General features: G+C 30.9%; 10 protein-coding genes. All 10 read left to right on the forward strand.

Annotation, left to right across the window (positions count from 1 at the left end; translation table 11 throughout):
* Window positions 1–31: 31 nt before the first annotated feature.
* A complete protein-coding gene (locus HQN62_RS09325; RefSeq protein ID WP_173504144.1) occupies window positions 32–2,488 on the forward strand; it encodes an N-6 DNA methylase in 2,457 nt (818 codons plus the stop codon).
* Window positions 2,478–3,644 (forward strand): hypothetical protein, encoded by a 1,167-nt coding sequence (locus HQN62_RS09330; protein WP_173504145.1) that lies wholly within the window; start codon window positions 2,478–2,480, stop codon window positions 3,642–3,644. The genes HQN62_RS09325 and HQN62_RS09330 overlap by 11 nt, the downstream gene beginning before the upstream one ends.
* A gap of 50 nt (window positions 3,645–3,694) precedes the next feature.
* Window positions 3,695–6,700, forward strand: a complete 3,006-nt coding sequence (locus tag HQN62_RS09335; RefSeq protein ID WP_173504146.1) for a hypothetical protein — start codon at window positions 3,695–3,697, stop codon at window positions 6,698–6,700.
* A gap of 8 nt (window positions 6,701–6,708) precedes the next feature.
* Window positions 6,709–12,609, forward strand: coding sequence for a DEAD/DEAH box helicase (locus HQN62_RS09340; protein ID WP_173504147.1), 5,901 nt, complete (start codon window positions 6,709–6,711; stop codon window positions 12,607–12,609).
* Between the two features lie 65 nt (window positions 12,610–12,674).
* Window positions 12,675–13,937: a DUF2130 domain-containing protein gene (locus HQN62_RS09345; protein WP_173504148.1), complete on the forward strand. Its 1,263-nt coding sequence runs from the start codon at window positions 12,675–12,677 to the stop codon at window positions 13,935–13,937.
* 13 nt (window positions 13,938–13,950) lie between these two features.
* A complete protein-coding gene (locus tag HQN62_RS09350; protein WP_173504149.1) occupies window positions 13,951–14,877 on the forward strand; it encodes a 5'-nucleotidase in 927 nt (308 codons plus the stop codon).
* A gap of 6 nt (window positions 14,878–14,883) precedes the next feature.
* Window positions 14,884–16,362 (forward strand): type I restriction-modification system subunit M, encoded by a 1,479-nt coding sequence (locus HQN62_RS09355; protein WP_173504150.1) that lies wholly within the window; start codon window positions 14,884–14,886, stop codon window positions 16,360–16,362.
* Window positions 16,355–17,560 carry a restriction endonuclease subunit S gene (locus tag HQN62_RS09360; RefSeq protein ID WP_173504151.1) on the forward strand — a complete coding sequence of 402 codons (1,206 nt, stop codon included), beginning with the start codon at window positions 16,355–16,357 and terminating at the stop codon, window positions 17,558–17,560. The genes HQN62_RS09355 and HQN62_RS09360 overlap by 8 nt, the downstream gene beginning before the upstream one ends.
* Complete coding sequence (locus tag HQN62_RS09365) at window positions 17,557–18,054, forward strand: hypothetical protein (protein WP_173504152.1); 498 nt, start codon at window positions 17,557–17,559, stop codon at window positions 18,052–18,054. The genes HQN62_RS09360 and HQN62_RS09365 overlap by 4 nt, the downstream gene beginning before the upstream one ends.
* Before the next feature lie 10 nt (window positions 18,055–18,064).
* Window positions 18,065–21,502 carry a DEAD/DEAH box helicase family protein gene (locus tag HQN62_RS09370; protein ID WP_173504153.1) on the forward strand — a complete coding sequence of 1,146 codons (3,438 nt, stop codon included), beginning with the start codon at window positions 18,065–18,067 and terminating at the stop codon, window positions 21,500–21,502.
* Window positions 21,503–21,512: the final 10 nt, after the last annotated feature.

Genomic DNA, 21,512 nt, shown 5'->3' on the forward strand with positions numbered 1-21,512 from the left:
ATTTGCAAAGCAATTAGTAAAACAAATGTTTATGTCAGATAAGTTAGGTATGGTAGATAATAAAATGATAAATGAAATTTCAGAAAAAATTTGGTCATCTTTTAATATTTTAAGAGGTGAGATTAGTTCTGATGATTTTCATTTGGTATTATTTTTATTAACTATTAAGAGAATGGGTTTTAAATCAGAGTTTTTTTCAAATTCTATGGAAAACCAAGTTGCTCTTCTAGATTTTTTAAGTGACTATGACAATGTTAATGCTTCAAATATTATTGATGTTTATGGAGTTTATGATTCTTTGATCTATCGCTTACCAAACGAAAAACTCATACAATTATATTTCGTTATTGATTCTATAGATTCTAAAATATTGGATGACAATTTCTTAGAAATATTTGATTATATTTTATATAAGTTCTTACAATCTCTTGGTAAATTTTCTGGCGAATTTATTTTACCTATTGAGTTAAGTAGATTTATGATAAATATTGCTAATCTTAAACATAAAGGAAGTATTTATAATCCTTTTGCTGGAGCAACTTCTTTCGGAGTTTTAGCTCCTGAAAACAGTAATTACATAGGTCAAGAAATTAATCAAACAACCTGGGTTGTAGGGGTGTTAAGATTATTAGCCACAAATTCATTTCATTCCAAATCATTGATTTTAGGAGATTCTATTAAACAATGGAATCCAAACAGCTTAAAGTATGATTTAATAATTGCATCACCACCTTTTGGAATGAGATTACCTTTTGGTGTTTCAGGAAAATGGGGAACAATCAGAAACTTTGAAAATTTTGCTATCGAAAAAGGGTTAGATGATTTAAAGAATGATGGTAAACTGGTTATTTTAGTTCCAGAAAGCTTCCTGTTTTCTAGTGGACAAATTGCAAATTTGAGATACCATTTAATTGATCAAGATTTAATAGAATCGGTTATTTCATTTCCAAATGGAATTTTGCATCATACTGCTATCAAAACTTCTGTTTTAGTGATTAACAAATCTAAAAAAAATAAGGGATTTATTAATTTCATTATTGCTGATGATTTTGTAATTAATGGTGTGAATAGATCTAAAATTCTTAAAGATTTAGATTTTGTTGAAACTATTTCAAAAGGAAAAGAAAGTAGTTTTTTAAGGAAAATTTCTATTGAAGAGGTTAAATCTCAGGATAGAGTTTTAGATTGTCAAAGATATTTTTTAGAAAATTTTGATGGTGTTAAATTAAATGAATTTGTAACTAGAATAAGGGGACAAAGATTCAATTCGGGTGAAAATGGTAAGTGGGTTAAAATTAAAGACCTAAAGGATGACAACCATAATTTTTATTTAGATGTTGATAAAGTTGAAGAAATTCCATTTATCAGACAAGTAAGTAAAATTGAAGAGAACTGTATATTGATTTCTAAAATTGGTAGAACTTTGAAACCTACTTTTTTTGAATTTAGTGGCGAATCTATTTATATTAATGATGATATTTTAGCATTAAGAGTAGATAAGAAAATTGCATTACCAATTTTTGTTGTAATGGAATTCTACAAAGATTATGTTGTAGAACAAGCTAATTCATTTAGAAAAGGTGCTGTTATACCATTTTTAAAAGTTTCAGATATTTTATCCATAAAATTTGATTTACCTAATCTGCTTGAACAGCAAAAACAATTAGATTATTTTATTGAATTGACCTCTAAACTATATGATTTAGAGCAACAAAGAGACAATCTAAAGAGTGGTTTTAAAAAATATCAATTTGACGAATTTGCTTCGTTAAAGCATTCATTAGGAGCACCAAGGCAAAATATTTTATCAAATTCAAAAACTTTAATTAGGTTTTTTGAGAATGACAATTCAAATGAATTTAAAGTAGTTAGTGCCAAGTTTTTTGAGCATTATGGTATTGAATTGCAAGAAGTTTTTAATCAATTTAAAAATGATATTAATCAAATAAGTACCATTCTTGAAAAAGGAGAAAATGGTCTGTTAGTTAATGATTATAAGAAAGAACTAATTTCTTTATTTGAAATTAATAAATTTATAAATGGGCTATCAGATAATGGTTTTAATTTTAAAATTAGACCCAAACCTTTAAGCGAAGTTGATACTATTGAGAAATATTTTGAGTGTAATTTAACATTGTTGAAAATCCTTTTTGATAATATTTTTACAAACGCAAATAAATACGCTTTCGATAGTTTCGAAGAAACAAATGAAGTAGTCATTGAATTAGCTTTAATTGGTAATCAATTAGAGGTTTCTATAAAAAATAATGGTAGGCCTTTCCCTAAAAAATATAGTAAGGAGAAGTTTATTTCGAAATTTAGCACGAATAACACTAATAAAGGAAAAGGTATTGGTGGTTACGATATTAATAGAATAGCCGCATATTTTGAAAATGAGGATTGGACTATTGACTTAAATACAAATCCATTATATCCAGTAGTTTTTAAATTTTTATTCCCTATAAAAAATAGTGTAAATGAGCAATAAAGTATATCATATTCTTTGGGTAGATGATGAACATGAAGTCATGCCTGCATTTAAGCGACTAGCATTAGATTATGATTTAAAATTAGTGCCTTTTAAATCATTAGAAGCTGGAATGGCTGAACTAGAAAAAAATCTTGTTTTATATGATGGGGTTTTACTAGATGCAAAATTCTTTGAGAAAGAAGATGATATTCCAGACACAGAAGATACAGATTATGTTCATAGAGCAAAGGAGCGTATTTTACAACTTCCAAAGAAATTTGATATTCATATTCTAACAGGTCAAGCCGAAGCTTTTGATAGTCGAACTTTTAAACAAGCTTTTACGAAAGTGTTCCGTAAAGGTATTTCTGATGATGAAGATGCCATGTTTAATAGTTTGAAAGTTACAGCTGAGGGTCAGTTAGATTTTCAAATAAGAAATGAATACAAACGAGTATTTGAAATTGGTAATGAAAAATATTTAGGCTCAAAAATCTATGAACCAATAATCAATCTATTGAAACAAATTAAGTCAACAAATGATTTTGAACCAACCAAGGATAATTTGTTGCCATTAAGGAAAATTATTGAAAATAGTTTTGATAAATTATTTGAATTGGGAATAATTCCAGAAGAAATCTACAAAGCTGGGTTAAATCCAACAGTTAAATTTTTGAGTAATAACAAAAATAATTCTGGATATAGTGCAGTTAAAGATTTTATGCATCCATTTATGGCCTATTTCTTTGACAATCTAGTTTTTATTACCCAAGACAGTCAGCATGATAAAAAAGGATTAAAACTAAATGTGGATGAATATATTTCAAATATAAAATCACCTTATTTATTTAAGAGTTTAGTTTTTCAATTACTTGATTATTTGATTTGGTTAAAACAGTTTATTGACGAAAATTCTAATCCAGAGGTTAATTCAAATTTGTGGACTAAAGAGAATATTGTTGAAATAGCTATAACTGAAACCGTTCTAAGAGGTCAATTACAACAAGATGAAAGACGTAATTACTACATTGGTCAGTGTTTATTTCCTTACACTAAAGTGGATGGAAAATATAATATTGGTGATACGTTAGAAATCACAAAAACAACACTAAACGATAAAACAACAAAAGATAAATATCCATTATTTGTTTTTAGTTTCAACAAACCTGACTAGCGCACATCTGCCGCACACATTAATTATAGATTTGATGAAAATTGAAATATATGAGCGAATTTTACAAAATCTTAAAAACACGAAAGCTTGAATTTCATTCAGGTCAGCCAGTGTGGAAATATTCTATTTCTGATTTAGAGTTTAATCAACTAAAAGAGCGATTTAAAATTGTTCAACGTTTTTCTGAACTTGACTCAAGGGATTGTGCAATCTATTTTGCAGAATGGTGGAAAAGAATTTTCAATGGTGGATATCCATCAAAAGATGAAATTTATAATTCATTAGGTTCACAAAATTTGTGTTTTGATGTTAATGACTTTTATGAGTCAGCAAAAAAAGGTGGAAATCTTTTAAATTATAAATGGATTAAAATTCAAAATACTCATTACCTCAAAACCTTATTATTGCAAGGTGGCCTTCCGTTAAAACATATACAAAATAATAGCGGTAAGTACAGGGATTTTCTTTTAAAAATTATCCATTTAAACCCTAGCTCAATTGAAGATTTTTCTTCTAATACTGAATTAACTAGTTTTCTTCCTAAGTCTAGTCAAAATGAAATTATTTATAGTAGTTGCCTCGAAATTGTTCGTGCCGTATTAGATAATGATGAAAATGAACTGTTAAGTTTTAGAACTAATGCATATTTAAAACAAATTACCGAGGAGTTAATTATTGAAAGAGATAAGGTTAGAAAAAAAAATAATGCTATTAAATTTAAATGGAATTTTAATTCCAAAAGCAAAACTTTTTTTCTCAGTACTATTATTACTTCAAAAATAGGATTTGAAGAACTGAATTACATTTTAGATGATCAAATTGATGATTTTCATAATGAATATAAATTATTCGTTGGTGTAGATTTAATTGCTAAGATGATAAAAAGAAATAATGAAACATACAAAGTAATCCAGTTTAAAGATTTTGTCAGTTTTAAAGAAGATTTTGATACTGAAATTTATGTAATTGATAGTTCTGACAAAATTTATTATGCTAATCATTTACTCTATTCCAGATTAAACTTGGATTTTCCAACATTATGGGCATCAGGTAATAATGAAAATTTTGTTTTAGAAAAATCTAGACACACAAATAATAATTATGGTTACGTATTATCAAATGATGCTTTTTCAATAGATGGAAATTTTGAAGAAAAAATAGTAATAGAGATAAATAGTAAAGCTTTCTCTATTATAAAATTTCAAAATGAAATCAAATTAAAGAAGCCTGATGGTAATACAATAAAATTCAAAACAAATACGGAGAACATATTTGAATGGACAATACTATGTGAAAAACCAAACTGGTTAGTCAAAGGAAACTTAAACGTTGTAAAAGATAGTTTAAGAATACTTGTTTACGACAAGAATGGACAAAGGATAAATAATCCGAATATAGAATGGAAGTCAGTTAATAAAAATAATTGGAATTCAAAAAACACTGCATTAGAATTAGGAACTTTAGATGTCAAAATATCTCATGATGGGATTAATGAATTTGATAGAGTTTTTAATATTGGTAATTTATGTTTGTTGAGTTGTTCAGATCATAATAATCCTCAATTAACTGTTAATAACAATTCTTTTATTTTGGAAATATATAAATCTGAATTTTTTGATTTTAACATAAACCAAAATAAAATTAATTTTATTATAATAAATCCCGCCAAATTTCCTGCTTCAATTAAAACTAGAATTAGAGTTAATAATCAAAGTTTCGGTTTAATTGCTAATGTTCAATCACCTTTTCAAGGTGTTCTTTTGGTTGACCAAAATGAAAATATCATTGAGGAAGATGAAATATATTTGGATAAAATAAAAGGTTGGCGATTAATTACAAATTCTCACAGTAAAGAGTACGAAGTAAGAATTTCGAATAATAAAAATCATGAAATTATAATATCAAAAAAGATTAAAAGAAATATAAAACCTTTATTTGAGTTTTATGATACTTTTAAATCACTATTTCAACTTTTTAATATTATCGATTCTGATAATTTCTTAAAAATGGATATTTGTGAAATTCTCCCGAATAGAAGAAGCAAAACAATTAAAAGTTATAGTATCAAGCAGTTTTCTGAAACAATAAAATGGGAAATAAATTCTGAAAATGTTATAAAATTTACTGAAATCGAAAGTGTAGATATTTCAAGCAGTGTGTATGCTTTACCAATAGATTGTGATTTAGAGTATATCGATAAGATCGAAATAAAAAAAGATTCAGACTTTTATTCAATTAATACAACTAACGTCAATAAATTTATTCTCTTCTCTGATAAAAATTCAAAATTCAAAATTAAACCCGAGTTTATCTCAGTTAATCCCGAAAATGAATTAACTACAATTGAGGATAGAAATATTCGAATAATGAACTATTCAAAGCTGCTTTTAACAGAAGATTTTAGTTGTGATATATGGAACAAGTTTTGGGTTTATTATTATTTATGTAAAGAAAATGATCTGCCTTTTGCAACATTTGATATTATAAAAGCAATTACAACATCATCCGAATTAGCAGCAAAGGCATTTACTTTTTTATCGTTAAAATTTGATTCTGGTGAATACAAATTTTCAGGAAATGATTTTATTGAATTAGAAAATGACTTAGGATTCTCTTTCCATTGGGTTAAACTATCTGATTGGGAGAATATCTGTCAAATTTATCCAGATACTTATGGAGCTATTGCCATTATGTTTAGTTTGAATTGGAATATGCTTAAAGTTTGTCTACTACAAAATGGTAAAAACAACAATTTTGTTTTTCATGCAGAATTGAACAATGTTAGAGAACGTTTAGGTGAAAGGGTATTAAATCAACTACCTTCTTATGAAATAGAAAAAGATAGAAATAAATATGTTAAACCTATTCCGCAAAAACAATGGAATAATCAAGTTAATATTCTTGTTATTGCACCTTTAACGGTTGCATCATCTATTTCGGGTATTAATACAGGTCTTTGGCATGTCAATGGGGATAATTTCAGAAGAAGAATTAGGTATGTAGAAGACCTTGATAAAAAGTGGTATGAAGAATCATTAATTTATTATTTAAATTAAACTAATATATGAGCCAAGAAATTAAATTTACAAAAATATATAGCGAAATTCAAGAAAGGTTAAAAGATTCTATTTTATCACTTTGGGCAACGGGGGACGCTCAATTTCAAGACTATTTAACAAATTTGTTTGAAGAAGAAAAATTGTTAGCCGAACCAGTTTTTCAAAATACTTTCCCTTGGACACCTGCAAAAGAAACTTTTGGGGATCTATCTAATTTATTTGATAACAAATTTATCAGCAAACTAGATAAAATTAAAGGTGAATATGAGTTTCCTAAAAATAGAAATCCATATGAACATCAAATTAGAAGTTGGAATGCCCTTTTAAAAGAAAAAAAGTCTATTGCCGTTACAACAGGAACAGGCTCAGGTAAAACTGAATGTTTTATGTTGCCCGTTTTACAGGATTTGTATGAGAACTGTCAAGATGAACCAGGTATAAGAGCCATATTCTTATATCCTTTAAATGCATTAATTGGTAGTCAGAAAAAGAGAATGGATGCATGGGTTAAAGCGCTTGATGGCTTAACTTATGCAGTATATAATGGAAATACTCCAGATGGAAATACTCCTGCAAAACAAAGAAGCGAAGCGCGCCCTGAATTGATTGATAGAAAAGATATTAGAGAAACTCCTCCACAAATTCTTTTCACTAATCCCTCCATGTTAGAATATATCTTGGTTAGAGATAAAGACGTTTCTCTCTTAGAAAATTCAAAAGGGAAATTGCGTTGGATTTTATTAGATGAGGCACATACATTGGTAGGTTCAGCAGCTTCTGAAATGGCTTTGTTGATAAGAAGAGTTATTGATGCTTTTGAAGTTGATGTAAAAGACTTACGTTTCGCAATAACTTCAGCTACAGTAGGAAGTGGACCAGAAAGTGAAAATAGTTTAAAGGATTTCATGGCTAATCTTTGTGGTATTGAAAAACATCAAATTGAAGTGATTACTGGGAAAAGAGAATTTAAAGAGCTGCCTGATGATTTTAAAATTCAAAGTAAAACAGAAATAGAACTATTAAGAAAGAAAGTTTACAATTCAGATGCCATTACTTTGTCTGAAATAACAAACAGTTTTATTACCAAGGATAGTTCATTTGACCAAAAATTAAAAGTTGTAGACAGTATAGTCGAAAATAAGCTTAATGATATTTCTATTTTACCATTAAGAGCCCACCTATTTTCTCGTGGCATCGGTGGTGTTTATGTTTGTTCAAATCCTAATTGTGATAAGCATAAAAATTTTGAAGCCAAAAGTTTAATGGGGACTATGACAACCTATGCTGAAAAAAACTGTTCACATTGTAATTTCCCAATGTTTGAATTGATTGCATGCCGTTCATGCGGTAATGAATTACTTAAGGCTGAAAAGCAAATAGATAAAGGTTATGAATTTTTAAAATTGTCGACATCAATTAATCAAGACAATTTTATTGTTGATGATATAGACAATGATGAAGACGAAAATACTTGTTCTCCCTCACAATCATTTTTCTTTACAAAAAGAAACAACAGCAAAAGATATGTGGCTAATACGATTGATTTTGGTATTGATAATAATGGTAAAATAAACAGAAATCAAAATGAATTTATAGAGGCGGATCGTGATGGTGAATGTGTTTGCCCCCATTGTTCAAGTAATCTGGAAAATCCTTTGCATTTTAGAATTTCTTCTTCTTTTATGAACAGAATTTTATCAGATGTATTTCTTGAAAATACACCAGGCGCGAATGAATTAAGAACAGAAATGCTTTGGGATGGGCATAAATACATATCGTTTACAGACAGCCGACAAGGAACGGCCAAAATATCTGCGCTAATAAACATTGATAATGAGAACAATTGGATACGTTCCCAAATATTCCATTTAATTTGTACAGAACAATTAAATACTACTCTGGATCGTACATTTGATTCTGCTGATTTAAAAGAACTGGAAGAACAATTATTACTTCAAAAAAATCCTTTACTAAAAAAAATCATAGAGGAAAGCATTGATAAAATAAAAGCCACAGCACAGAAAAGCAATGCAAAAGTGAGATTATCATGGAAACAATTATATGAATTTATAAATCCTAAGTCTGATTTAAAAACATTATTCAAAAACAATAATCCTCGAGAGGGTAATGATGTTAATATTGAAAAATATTCAAGAGCATTACTTTTCGATAATTTTGCTAGAAGATTACCCCGTGAACGTTCCTTAGAAAATCTAGGAATGGTTAGTTTGGTTTATCCTGATTTGGACAATGTTCAATTACCTAAAATTGCGGAGCAATATAATATAACAAATGAAGAATGGAAAAGTTTGTTAAAAATTGGTTTGGATTATATTATCAGAAATCAATTTTATTTCTTTTTAGATAATTCTATTTACCCTTATTCTACATCATTTCTAAAAAGTTTTCAAATTCATGATTTAGATTCTAATATTACAAACGCCAAAAAATGGCCTGCTTACAGTAGAAATGAAGTTCGTCCAAATAGAATGTCACTATTATTATGTGCTGGATTGGGGTTTCATGATAGGTCAGAAATAACAAAAGAAATTGAGGAGGACATTAACAACCTTTTGATGCAAATTTGGAGAACCATAAAAGCAAGAATTTTAACTGCTGATGATAATGGCTTTAAACTTAATCTTGAAGAAAAAACTAGATTTCAATTACCTGACAAATTGTGGCTATGCCCAGTAAAAAGACGTTTAATAGACGCTCAATTTAGAGGTTTTTCTCCATGGATATCTGGTTCGTTTACTGAAGACAATATTAGACATTTTGAAATAAAGCAAACGCAACCTTACTCATTTCCAAAATTTCAATTTCCGTTTAATAGAAATGAACATAATGAATTAGACTTAGAAGCCACTAAAAAATGGATTGTGGAAAATTCAATTGGTTGGAAAGAAAAAGGATTATGGAATAACATACATGAAAAAACAATTTTAAATAGACCTTTGTATTTGTCTGGAGAACATTCTGCTCAACAAAATGAAAAGAGATTAAAACAACTAGAAGATAAATTTGAGAAAGCAGAGATTAATATTCTTAACTGTTCTACCACTATGGAAATGGGGGTAGATATTGGCGGTATCTCAACTGTTGTGATGAATAATGTACCGCCTGGTCCTGCAAATTATTTACAAAGAGCTGGGCGTGCTGGACGTAGAAAAGAAAGTAAATCACTGGCTTTTACTGTTTGCACACCAAATCCTATTGGATTGAATGCTTTTAGTAAACCTACTTGGGCATTAACACATAAAATTGCCCCCCCTTTTATTTCTTTCAATAGCACACAAGTAATAGAAAGACATATCAATGCCTTTTTTTTGGGTAAGTTTGTTCAAACGGATGAAGTAAAAGGTATTAGAGTTACAGATAAAATTGATAGCTTTTTCTTTGATGAAGTTGAACCGATTGCTGTCAAATTTAACAGTTGGTTATTGGGTAATGAGGCAGCCTCATTTTCAAATCAAGTAAAAAGTATAACCAAAGAAACTAGTTTTGCAGATAAAAGTTTCAATTATATTTTAAACAAAGTTTTTTTAAATTTTAATAAAATACTAAATAAATCCAAAAACAAAAAAGAAGGTTTCGAAAATAAATTAAAGGAGATGGAAGCAGAATTTGGAAAAAATTCACCTGCATTCAAATCCATAAACATTCAATCTATTCAGTTTCTTAATAAAAACGCTTTATCATATTTAGCTCAGGAAGGTTTTTTGCCAACGGCTGGTTTGCCTACAGGTGTTGTTGAATTTGATATAAGAAATATTGATGCAATAAATAAAAAGAATAGCAATTCAAGAGAAAACCCCTCCTACTTTATAACAAGAGCATTAACGGAGTTCGCTCCAGGCAATAATATAGTCATTGATGGTATGAATTATCGTTCTTCTGGGATTATTTTAGATGATAACCGGGGAACACAATCCTCTAAAGAAATCATCCAATTATGTAATTCTTGTGGGTATCAAAGAATTGTAGAAGTTGCAGAGGGACAAAATATTGATACACAATGTCCACATTGCAATAATAACAATTTTAGAGGGATTAATTTTAACGACACAGATCTGCGTAGCAATTTTACGGAAATGATTCAACCTGCTGGTTTTGCTGTGGATATTTATCAAACGGCTAATCGTAAAATATCAGAATCGTCTAAAATTCAATATGTGGATCCATTATTAATCAATGTTAAACCTTGGGAACAAAACAGCAATAATATTTATGATATTAGAGAAAGCGAAGAGGACGGAGAAATATTGTATTACAATGTAGGTAATGGTAATGGCTTCCATGTTTGTTTACACTGTGGTAAAACAGGTTTGTCATTGGAGGAACTTAATGACCATAGAAGATTAAGAGGAGGAAAAGACGATTCTGGCAACACTGCATGTTCTGGTAATTCTTCTCCTTCAGCAATAAAATCTAATGTAATATTAGGGGGAAGATTTAAAACAGATTTTTGCGAAATTAGAATTAGAGAGAAAACCGCCTATTCGAAAAATGAAACATTATTGTATTCATTAGGTTCAACTTTCGTGAAAGAACTGGCAAGTTATTTAGCCATTGAAGCAAATGAACTGGATTTTGGGATCAAACGATATGACAATTATTATACAATTTTCATTTTTGACACGACGAAAGGCGGTGCAGGATACGCTAATCAATTCTTTTTATATGCAGATGAAATATTTAAACAATCTCTCAATAAATTAGAATGTGAATGCCAAAATGCCTGCACCAAATGTTTAATTGATAGAAAGACCCAATGGCATATCAATCTACTAGATAGAAATATAGTATTAGATTGGTTAAAAACTATAAATGATTTCAAGATTCCGGAGGATATCATAAATATTTATCCCTTAGCTAAAAGAATGTTGGGAGGTATTAAACAAGAATTAGTCAAATTAAATTACGCATCAAAAATTAAGGAAATTTGGTTGTTTGTAAATCCTGCAATTCAAAATTGGGATTTAGATGGTAAATTGTTTTTAGAAAATTTAAAAAACAAAACAAAAATCAATATTGTTCTTAACGGCAATCCTATAATAGCTAATAATCAAGAGCTAATGACGGTAATTCAGCTTGCAGCGTGGTCTAGTTTATGGGTTAATAAGAGTACTGATAAGACACTATTTAAGGCGATTTCTTTGGCTCAACTTCAAGATGGAAGTATTTATAGCTATTTTGTTAATGATCAAGTAATCCTTGACTTAAATAAAAATTGGGGAGAAACAAATAATGGGGAGCTATATAAAATTAATTTGCAAGCATTACCTAATTTGGAAAAAATTGAAACAGACAAACTTTTAAATTCAGGTAATGTATTTGAGATCTACCTTGACACAGTTTTAAAGATACAGTCTGTAAATTTAGCAGATGAAGTACTTGCAAAACTAAAAAGTAAGGTAGATTTAAAAGCAAAAATGAATGGGAAAAAATTTAATATCTCATATTCTGACCGTTATTTAAAAACACCTTTTGGGTGCCTATTAATGTTACAATTTTTGGATCGACTACAAGTTGTTTTAAATTTTGAAATAGAAAATTTCACATTTTATGGTCAAAAATTTTATAATGAAAGAACACCGTATAAAATTTTCCATGAGTTCAAAGATAGTGAATCCAGAGATAGTTATATAAAATCAATTGCTTACGAATTGAATTTAGATACTGTAAATGTTTTAAGTGATTCAATTCCTCATTACCGTTATTTTGAACTTAGTAATGATGAAAATAAAATAATTATAAGACCTGATGCTGGTGTAGAACATGGTTGGAATTTAAAAGATAGTAACGCAAGAGTCGAAGATGCTAACAGTTTAGATATACAATTTGAAATTTTAAAAATGAATAATCATCCTATTTTATATACTATTAGTATTGAAAATAATTAATTGTGCAGATATACCGCACACATCGAGTTTACCTTTACAAAGTAAACCAATAAAAAGTAAATATTATGTCTGAGCAAACTGCTATCCAATGCCCTAATTGTGGAACTTCTATCGATGTGAATGATATTCTTAAACATCAATTAGAAGATAAAATTAGACAAGAATACCAACAAAAAGCAAACCAACAAGCTAAAGAATTAGCAACCAAAAACGAAGCGTTAGAAAAAGCCAAAGCCGATTTTGAAGCCAAGAAAAAACAGGAAAACGAACTATTTGCAGAACGCTTAGAACTAGCTAAAAAAGTATCTGAAAAAGATATAACAGAAAAGTTAAAAAAGAAGCTGGAAGAGGAAAGCAAAGACAGAGTAACGGAAATGGAAAAAGAACTATCTGAAAAATCAGAAAAGTTACGAGAATTAAGTAAAATGGAAGGCGAAGTGGCTAAACTACAACGCGAAAAACTCGAGCTGAAGGATACTATTGAAACAGCCGCTCAAAAGCAATTAAACGAAACCCTAGCTGTAGAACGTGAAAAAATCCGTAAACAAGAAGATGATAAAAATGAATTGAAATTTGCTGCGCTCCAAAAACAATTAGAGGATCAAAAGAAATTGACTGAGGAAATGAAACGCAAGCAAGAACAAGGTTCTATGCAGTTACAAGGTGAAGTGTTGGAATTAGCCATTGAAGACTGGTTGGCTTCTCAATTTCCATTAGACACCATCGATGAGATAAAAAAAGGAGCTATCGGTGCCGATTGTTTGCAGATTGTAAACACCAGAGAACTACAAAATTGCGGCACGATTTACTATGAAAGTAAGCGCACAAAAGCTTTCCAACACACTTGGATTGAAAAATTTAAGAATGATATTCGAGAAAAAAATGCTACTTTAGGGGTTTTGGTTACCGAAGTCTTGCCTATTGGCATGGACCGTTTGGGACTCAAAGACGGTATTTGGATTTGTACTTTCGAGGAATTCAAAGGGTTAAGTGCTGTCTTACGAGAGTCAGTAATAAGTGTAAGTAAAGCGATGCAAAACCAAGAAAACAAAGGAGATAAAATGGCGATGTTGTATGATTTTCTAACCAGTAATCAATTTCATTTGCAAATGGAAGGTATTGTGGAAGGATTTAGCCAAATGCAAAATGATTTAGTGAAAGAAAAAAGAGCCATGCAAAGCATTTGGAAACAACGAGAAAAACAAATTAGCAAAGTAATTAATAACGCTATCAATATGCACGGTTCTATTCGCGGTATTGCAGGTAATGCGGTACAATCAATCAAGGCACTGGAGTTAGATAATGAAATAAATGTAATAGAAGAATAAAGCAACTAAATATATGCCAGTAGATTTATCAAAAATATTAGTAGTGGGAGTTTCGACAAGGGCTTTATTCAATCTGGAAGAAGAAAATAAGATTTTTGAAGAACTAGGAATTGAAGCCTTTAGAGATTATCAATTAAAAAATGAAGATGAACTTTTAGAAGCAGGAACGGCTTTTCATTTGGTAAGAAGTTTATTAGAATTAAACAAAGTTGCCGATGAAAAGATTGTTGAAGTTGTGGTGATGTCAAGAAATAGTCCTGAAACAGGCATGCGAGTACTGAACACAATTGAAAAATATAAATTAGACATAACAAGAGTGGCTTTTACAGGTGGAGAACCTTTATCTCCATATATAGATGCGTATGGTATTGATTTGTTTCTATCAAAAGACCAAATCGATATTCAAACTATTATTGACTCTAATGAATGTGCTGCTGCATTTATATATGATCCTCCAAAAGCCTTTTCATCATTGGATCCAAGAGTGAAAATTGCCTTTGATGCAGATGCTGTTTTGTTTTCAGATGAATCGGAATATCGATATAAAACGGAAGGAATGGATTCATTCCATAAATATGAAAAAGAACATGAAGATGATGCTTTGGCTGAAGGTCCTTTTGCAAAATTATTAATAAAATTATCTAAGATACAAGAACATTTGCCAATGCGAATAGAATATTCGCCGTTAAGACTAGCAATCGTTACAGCAAGAAATGCTCCTTCACACAAAAGAGTCATTAAAACATTAAGAAAATGGGGGGTGTACGTAGATGAAGTATATTTTTTAGGAGGATTAAGTAAGGACAAGATTTTAAAAGCTATGGGAGCACAAATATTTTTTGATGATCAAGATACCCATCTAATTGACAGTTGTAAAGTAGTTCCATCTGCAAAAGTTCCTTATCAAACTACCTCTAAATTGAATGAAATAACACAATAATAATAAATGATAACAGGAGATTTAAAATCGCAAGTAGATAAAATATGGGACAGTTTTGCCACTGGAGGAGTGTCAAATCCTCTAACGGTAATTGAACAATTCACTTACCTTTTATTCTTAAGAAGATTAGACGAAACGCAGTTGAAGGAAGAGAAGAAATCGGCTATGATTAAAAAGTCTATTGTTAATCCAATATTTACCGAAGAGCAAAAAGAATTACGATGGAGTTCCTTTAAGAACAATGAACCACAGGCAATGTTTGACTTGTTTACCAAACCAATGGTTGAAGGACTTTCTGTTTTCGACCATATGAAACAGGTAGGTGCCGAAAATGGAGTTTTTGCCAAATACATGAGCGGAGCCACTTTTATGATTCCAACTCCAAGACTGCTTGACCCATTGGTGCAGATGATTGATAAAATTAAGATGGAAGACAGGGATACCAAAGGAGATTTATATGAATACTTACTTTCCAAAATTTCAACTGCTGGAAGAAACGGTCAGTTCAGAACACCACGACACATTATCAAGATGATGGTGGATATGGTACAGCCTAGCAAAGAAGATACTATCTGTGATCCTTCAGCGGGTTCTGCAGGATTCTTGGTTGCTGCAGGTGAATATTTCCATGAGAAACATCCCGAATATTTTCATGATAAGACTTTCAGAGAGCATTACAATACGCATATGTTTACCGGTATTGAATTTGACAATACCATGTTGCGTATTGGGGCTATGAATTTGCAACTGCATGGGATAGAAAACCCTAATCTGATTGGGAAAGATTCATTGAGTGAAAGTAACGCAGACATAAGAGACCAATTCTCTCTGATACTGGCAAATCCGCCTTTTAAGGGAAGTTTGGATTATGACGGTGTGGAAACTTCTATTCTAAAAGTAGTAAAATCTAAAAAGACCGAATTACTCTTTTTAGGTTTAATGCTTCGTATGCTGAAAACAGGAGGTCGTTGTGCAGTAATTGTACCTGATGGCGTTTTGTTTGGTTCTTCTAACGCTCACAAACAAATTAGACAAGAAATTATTGAAAATCACAAACTCGATGCGGTTATTTCTATGCCAAGTGGTGTATTCAAACCGTATGCAGGAGTAAGTACTGCAGTATTGTTTTTTACAAAAACAGGAACGGGTGGTACAGATAACGTTTGGTTCTATGACATGCAAGCAGATGGTTTTACCCTTGATGACCAACGTAGAGAAACAGTAGCTAATGACATACCCGATATTGTAACACGCTACCATAATTTAAACACTGAAACCAACAGATTACGTACTGATAAAAGTTTCTTAGTGCCTTTTGCAGAGATTAAAGCCAATGAATGGGATTTATCTATAAAAGGATACAAAGAGGTAGTTTATAATGAAGTTATTTATTCACAACCATCAATTATTATAGAAGATATTAAAACGCTTCATAATGAGAACAAATTGAAATTACTAATTTTAGAAGAGTTATTGAATGGATAAATTGAAAAGATATTCTCTAAATGAACTTGTAGATGTTAGGGATGGTACTCACGATAGTCCCAAATATGTTGATGATGGATTTCCATTGATAACATCTAAAAATTTAATTGATGGGAGGGTTGATTTTGAAAACGTAAACTTCATCACTGAAATTGATTATAATTCTATAAATAAAAGGTCAAAAGTAGATGAAGGAGACATTTTGTATTCTATGATTGGTTCCATAGGAAATTTTGCCATTGTCAATTTTGAGCCAAGATTTGCAATAAAAAACGTTGCGTTAATCAAGTTTAAAAACAGTAGCTTAAGTAGTAAATATTTTATTCATTATATAAAATCCAATGAATTTACGTCCCAAATAGAAAAACAAAGCAAAGGTGGTACGCAGAAATTTGTAACACTTAAAATATTGAGAAGCATTCAAATTCCCCTCCCGCCATTACCCCAACAACAAAAAATAGCCAACATACTCGATGCAGCAGATGAATTAAGACAGAATGACAAAGCATTGCTAGCAAAGTATGATGAACTTAAACAAGCATTGTTTTTGGATATGTTTGGAGATCCTGTGAATAATCCTAAAGGCTGGGAAGTTATTAAGTTAAAAGAAATTTCAACTAAGATACATAGTGGTAACACTCCAAAAGGAGGAAGTGAAGTTTATGTTGAAGAAGGAATTACATTTTTCAGAAGTCAAAATGTATGGAAAAATAGATTAGTTTATGAAGATATAGCTTTTATAGATCAAGCTACTCATGACAAAATGATGAAAAGTAGTTTGAAGCATAAAGATATTTTAATGACAAAGACTGGAAGAATAAATACTGAAAATAGTAGTCTAGGTAGGGCAGCAATATATTTAGGTGAGGATGATAAAGCGAATGTCAATGGTCATGTTTATTTGATAAGGCTAAAAAAAGACATTATCAATGAATTTGTTTTACATATACTAACAACAAAAGAATACAGAGGGCATATTAGGAGTGTATGTGTAGGAGGAATTGATAAAAGACAGCTTAACAAAGACCATCTTGAAAATTTTCCTATCATTAATCCACCAATAGAATTGCAAAACCAATTCACAAAAATAGTTGCACAAATTGAGGAACAAAAAGCTATTGTGCAAAAAAGTTTAGAAAAGTCAGAAGAGTTGTTTAATAGCCTTTTGCAAAAGGCATTTAAAGGGGGGCTATTATGAACCTGTTTATTGATTACTTCACATCTGAAGAGAGAAGTAGGAAAATATACAGAGATGCTATTGCATTAATAAAACCAATTGATTTACATTTTTCTGTGGATAATCGAGATGATTTTTTTGATGTAATAAATAGAAGAGATTTAACTAGTATCAATCACATTACTATTCTTACCCATGGAGTTAATAATAGTGAGTACATATGTAAAGATGGGCAATTAATAAATGCAATTAGTTACTTAGAACTTGTTCATTCTCTAAATTCTACGATCAATGGAATAGATGTTAAATTGAATTTAGTCGGTATTTGTGAGAGTTTTGAAATTAAACCATTTGTTAGATATTTAAATACACGGTTTTCTGAAATTTGGATATCTAAAGTCAAAAATCCTTCTCTTAGTGCACCAATAATAATGGTTTATGAAGGATTTGATTATTTAATATATGATAAAGATGAAGAAGATATTATTTATGAAAAAATATTAAACCCTTTATAGATTTGAAAAAATGAGCAATTTTAAATTCCTTCAAAAGGAGTGGTATTCACTCTACAGTAAGTTAAAAACAGCCGAAGAAAGGGTTTTTATAGAACCGGTTTCTTCGGCCAGTTATTGTCGTTTGGTATTAGAAGAGTCCATGTATCTCATGTACGATTTAGAACATATTGAAAAACCATTCAATACTGAACTCATCAACTTGATGAATGAAGAAGCGATTAAAAGTCTCATTCCATTTCAGCTTCATGAAGGATTGCATATTGTTAGAAAAACAGGAAACAATGCAGCGCACTTTGGTAATCGTATTAATTCCAAAGATGCATTAATAAGCATACGTTACATTTATGATTTTACCAAATGGCTGGCTCAAACCTATAGCGCAGAAATCCCTGATTTACCTGGAGTATTCAACGAAGCTTTCATCCCAAAACTAGGAGAAAAACAAAGACTCCTAAAAGAACAACAGCAAGAACAAGAAAAAGCATATCAGCAGTTACAAGAGCAAATTGCAAAATTACAACAAGAAAAAGAAGCTATTCTTGAAAAAGCACAAGAAAGTGAAGTCACACTTATAGCTTTACAGCAACAAACCCAACAAGCGGTTGTAAAACTGAAAAAACAAAAGCAGGAAAGACTAAAACCCTTAACTGCTGAGTTTACGGAGGCACAAACACGTCAGCACCTCATTGATGTCGATTTGAAAGAAGCAGGATGGACCAACCTCAATGTAGGTAGAGAATTAGAATATCCGGTAACAGGAATGCCAATAACGACAGACAATCCAAAAGGCAATGGCTTTGTAGATTATGTTTTATGGGACGACAACGGAAAACCACTTTCCATAATCGAAGCAAAACGCACTACAAAAGATGTTGAGGTTGGAAAACACCAAGCTTTTTTATATGCCAATTGTTTAGAAAAGATGCATGGTCAAAGACCAATTATTTTCTATACCAATGGCTATGAAACCAAAATTTGGGAAGACACTTTTTATAGTTCTCCCAGAAGAGTTTTTGGTTTTTATACCAAAGAAGAATTACAATGGTTAATTCAAAAAAGAACAACCATAAAAGACATTCGTAAGGCAACGATTAATACTGCCATTGCAAACAGACCCTATCAATTTGAAGCCATAAATCGGGTTGCAGAAACCTTTGTAACTGATGGTGCCAATGGCTTGTGTGGTAACAAAAGAAGAGCCTTATTGGTCATGGCAACAGGAAGTGGTAAAACAAGAACTGCTGCGGCTATGGTTGAGGTGTTATTCAAAAATAATTGGGTAAAACGAGTACTGTTTCTAGCAGACAGAAACGCTTTGGTGCGTCAAGCCAAAAATAACTTTAGCGAATACTTACCCGATTTATCAGCAATTGATTTAACAGAGGAAAAGGAAAATGATACCACGCGATTGGTATTCAGTACCTATCCGAGCATGATGAATAAAATAGACAATATTCGCAATGCCGATGAACGTTTTTACGGTGTAGGGCATTTCGATTTAATTATTGTTGACGAAGCACACCGTTCTATTTACAACCGATACAAAGCTATATTTGATTACTTCGATGCTAGTATTGTTGGACTTACAGCTACTCCTAAAGATGGAATAGATCATAATACTTTTGAGCTTTTTGGATGCAGTAATGAAGACCCAACATTTTTGTACGAGTTACATCAAGCTGTACCTCAGTATTTAAACCCGTATAAGAATATTGACATTACAACCAATTTTCTAAGAGAGGGTATCAAGTACAAAGACCTATCCGATAAAGAAAAAGAAAAGTACGAAGAAACCTTTGAAGACAAAACCACGGGACTTTTCCCAGAGGAAATAAGAGCCAACGCCATGAACAAATGGTTGTTCAATAAAGATACGGTAAATAAAGTGTTGGATGCTTTAATGGCAAACGGATTAAAAATTGAAGGTGGTGATAAGTTAGGCAGAACCATCATTTTTGCTGTAAATCAAAAGCACGCCAAATTCATTGTTGATTGTTTCACCGAAAGATATCCGGCTTTACCTTCAGGATTTATTTCTATGATACACAATGAAGTTTCTCATGCTCAAAGTTTGATAGATGCATTCTGTGATAAATACAAAGAAAACAATCCGCAAATTGCCGTTTCTGTCGATATGATGGACACAGGAATTGATGCTGTCAGAATACTGAATTTGGTCTTTTTCAAAGTGGTGAGGTCTTATGCTAAGTTTTGGCAGATGATTGGAAGAGGAACAAGATTATGTGAGGATGTTTTTGGACCAAATCAACCCAAAGACCATTTTTTAATATTTGATGTATGTGGCAATTTCGATTTCTTTGAAGTTCAGAAAAAAGGCAAGGAAACACTGATTGCAAAACCAATTACACAACAAATTTTTGAATCAAGATTACATTTAAGTAGGTTATTGGTAGAAGAAGGGGAAGAAGAAAATATAGAGCTTTCCAATACTTTACGTGATATATTGCACTTGGCAATACAACAATTAGACAGAACACGTTTTCAAGTAGCCATGAATTTAAAATATGTGGATGAATTCAACGAAAGAAACAGATGGAACAATTTAGATAGTAATGACGCACATATAATTGAAGAATATCTGTCTGAATTACCAATTCCGGAAACAATCAATGAAATGGCAAGACGTTTTGACTTGATGATGCTAAAACTACAAATAGCAACACTGATGATGTCAGGCACAAAAAAGAGATACGAAGAAACTTTAATTGATATTGCCGAAGGATTGAGTAAAAAATATACCATTCCTGCCGTATTACGCGCTAAACCAACAATTGAAAACATCCAAAAACAGGATTTTTACAAAGAGATTTCACAAAAGAAGTTAGAAAGCATAAGAGTAGAGCTTCGAGAATTGATTCAGTATTTAGATACCAACAATAGAGCAATAATTTACACCGACCTGGAAGATTCGGAAATAAGTATGGTTTTGAATGAACCAAACATATCGTCAAATTACGGTACATCCTACCGAAGAAGAGTAGAGAGTTTCATTAGAGAAAACAAACATCAATTGACGATTTCAAAATTGGTTTCAAACAATCCAATCACAACAAAAGAATTAAAACTTTTAGAAGACATTTTGTTTGATGGAGAAGAAAGAGGAACAAGAGAAGATTTTGAAAAAGAATTTGGGAAAGAACCATTAGGAGTATTCATTAGAAACATCATTGGTCTTGATGTAAAAGCAGCACAAGATGCCTTTTCAGAATTCCTACAGACAGGGAATTTGAGAGCTGACCAAATGACATTCATACAAAATATCATTACCTACTTAACCAAAAACGGTACCATAGAACCAAGCATGCTATTTGAACCTCCATTCACAGATATGAATGATCAAGGATTAATGGGAGTGTTTGAGGATAGTGATGCACACAAAGTGATAAGTATAATTGAAAAGATAAATGAGAATGCTTGTATAGCGTAATATAAATCAG

The sequence above is a fragment of the Flavobacterium sp. M31R6 genome, from assembly GCF_013284035.1.
Taxonomy (GTDB): Bacteria; Bacteroidota; Bacteroidia; order Flavobacteriales; family Flavobacteriaceae; genus Flavobacterium.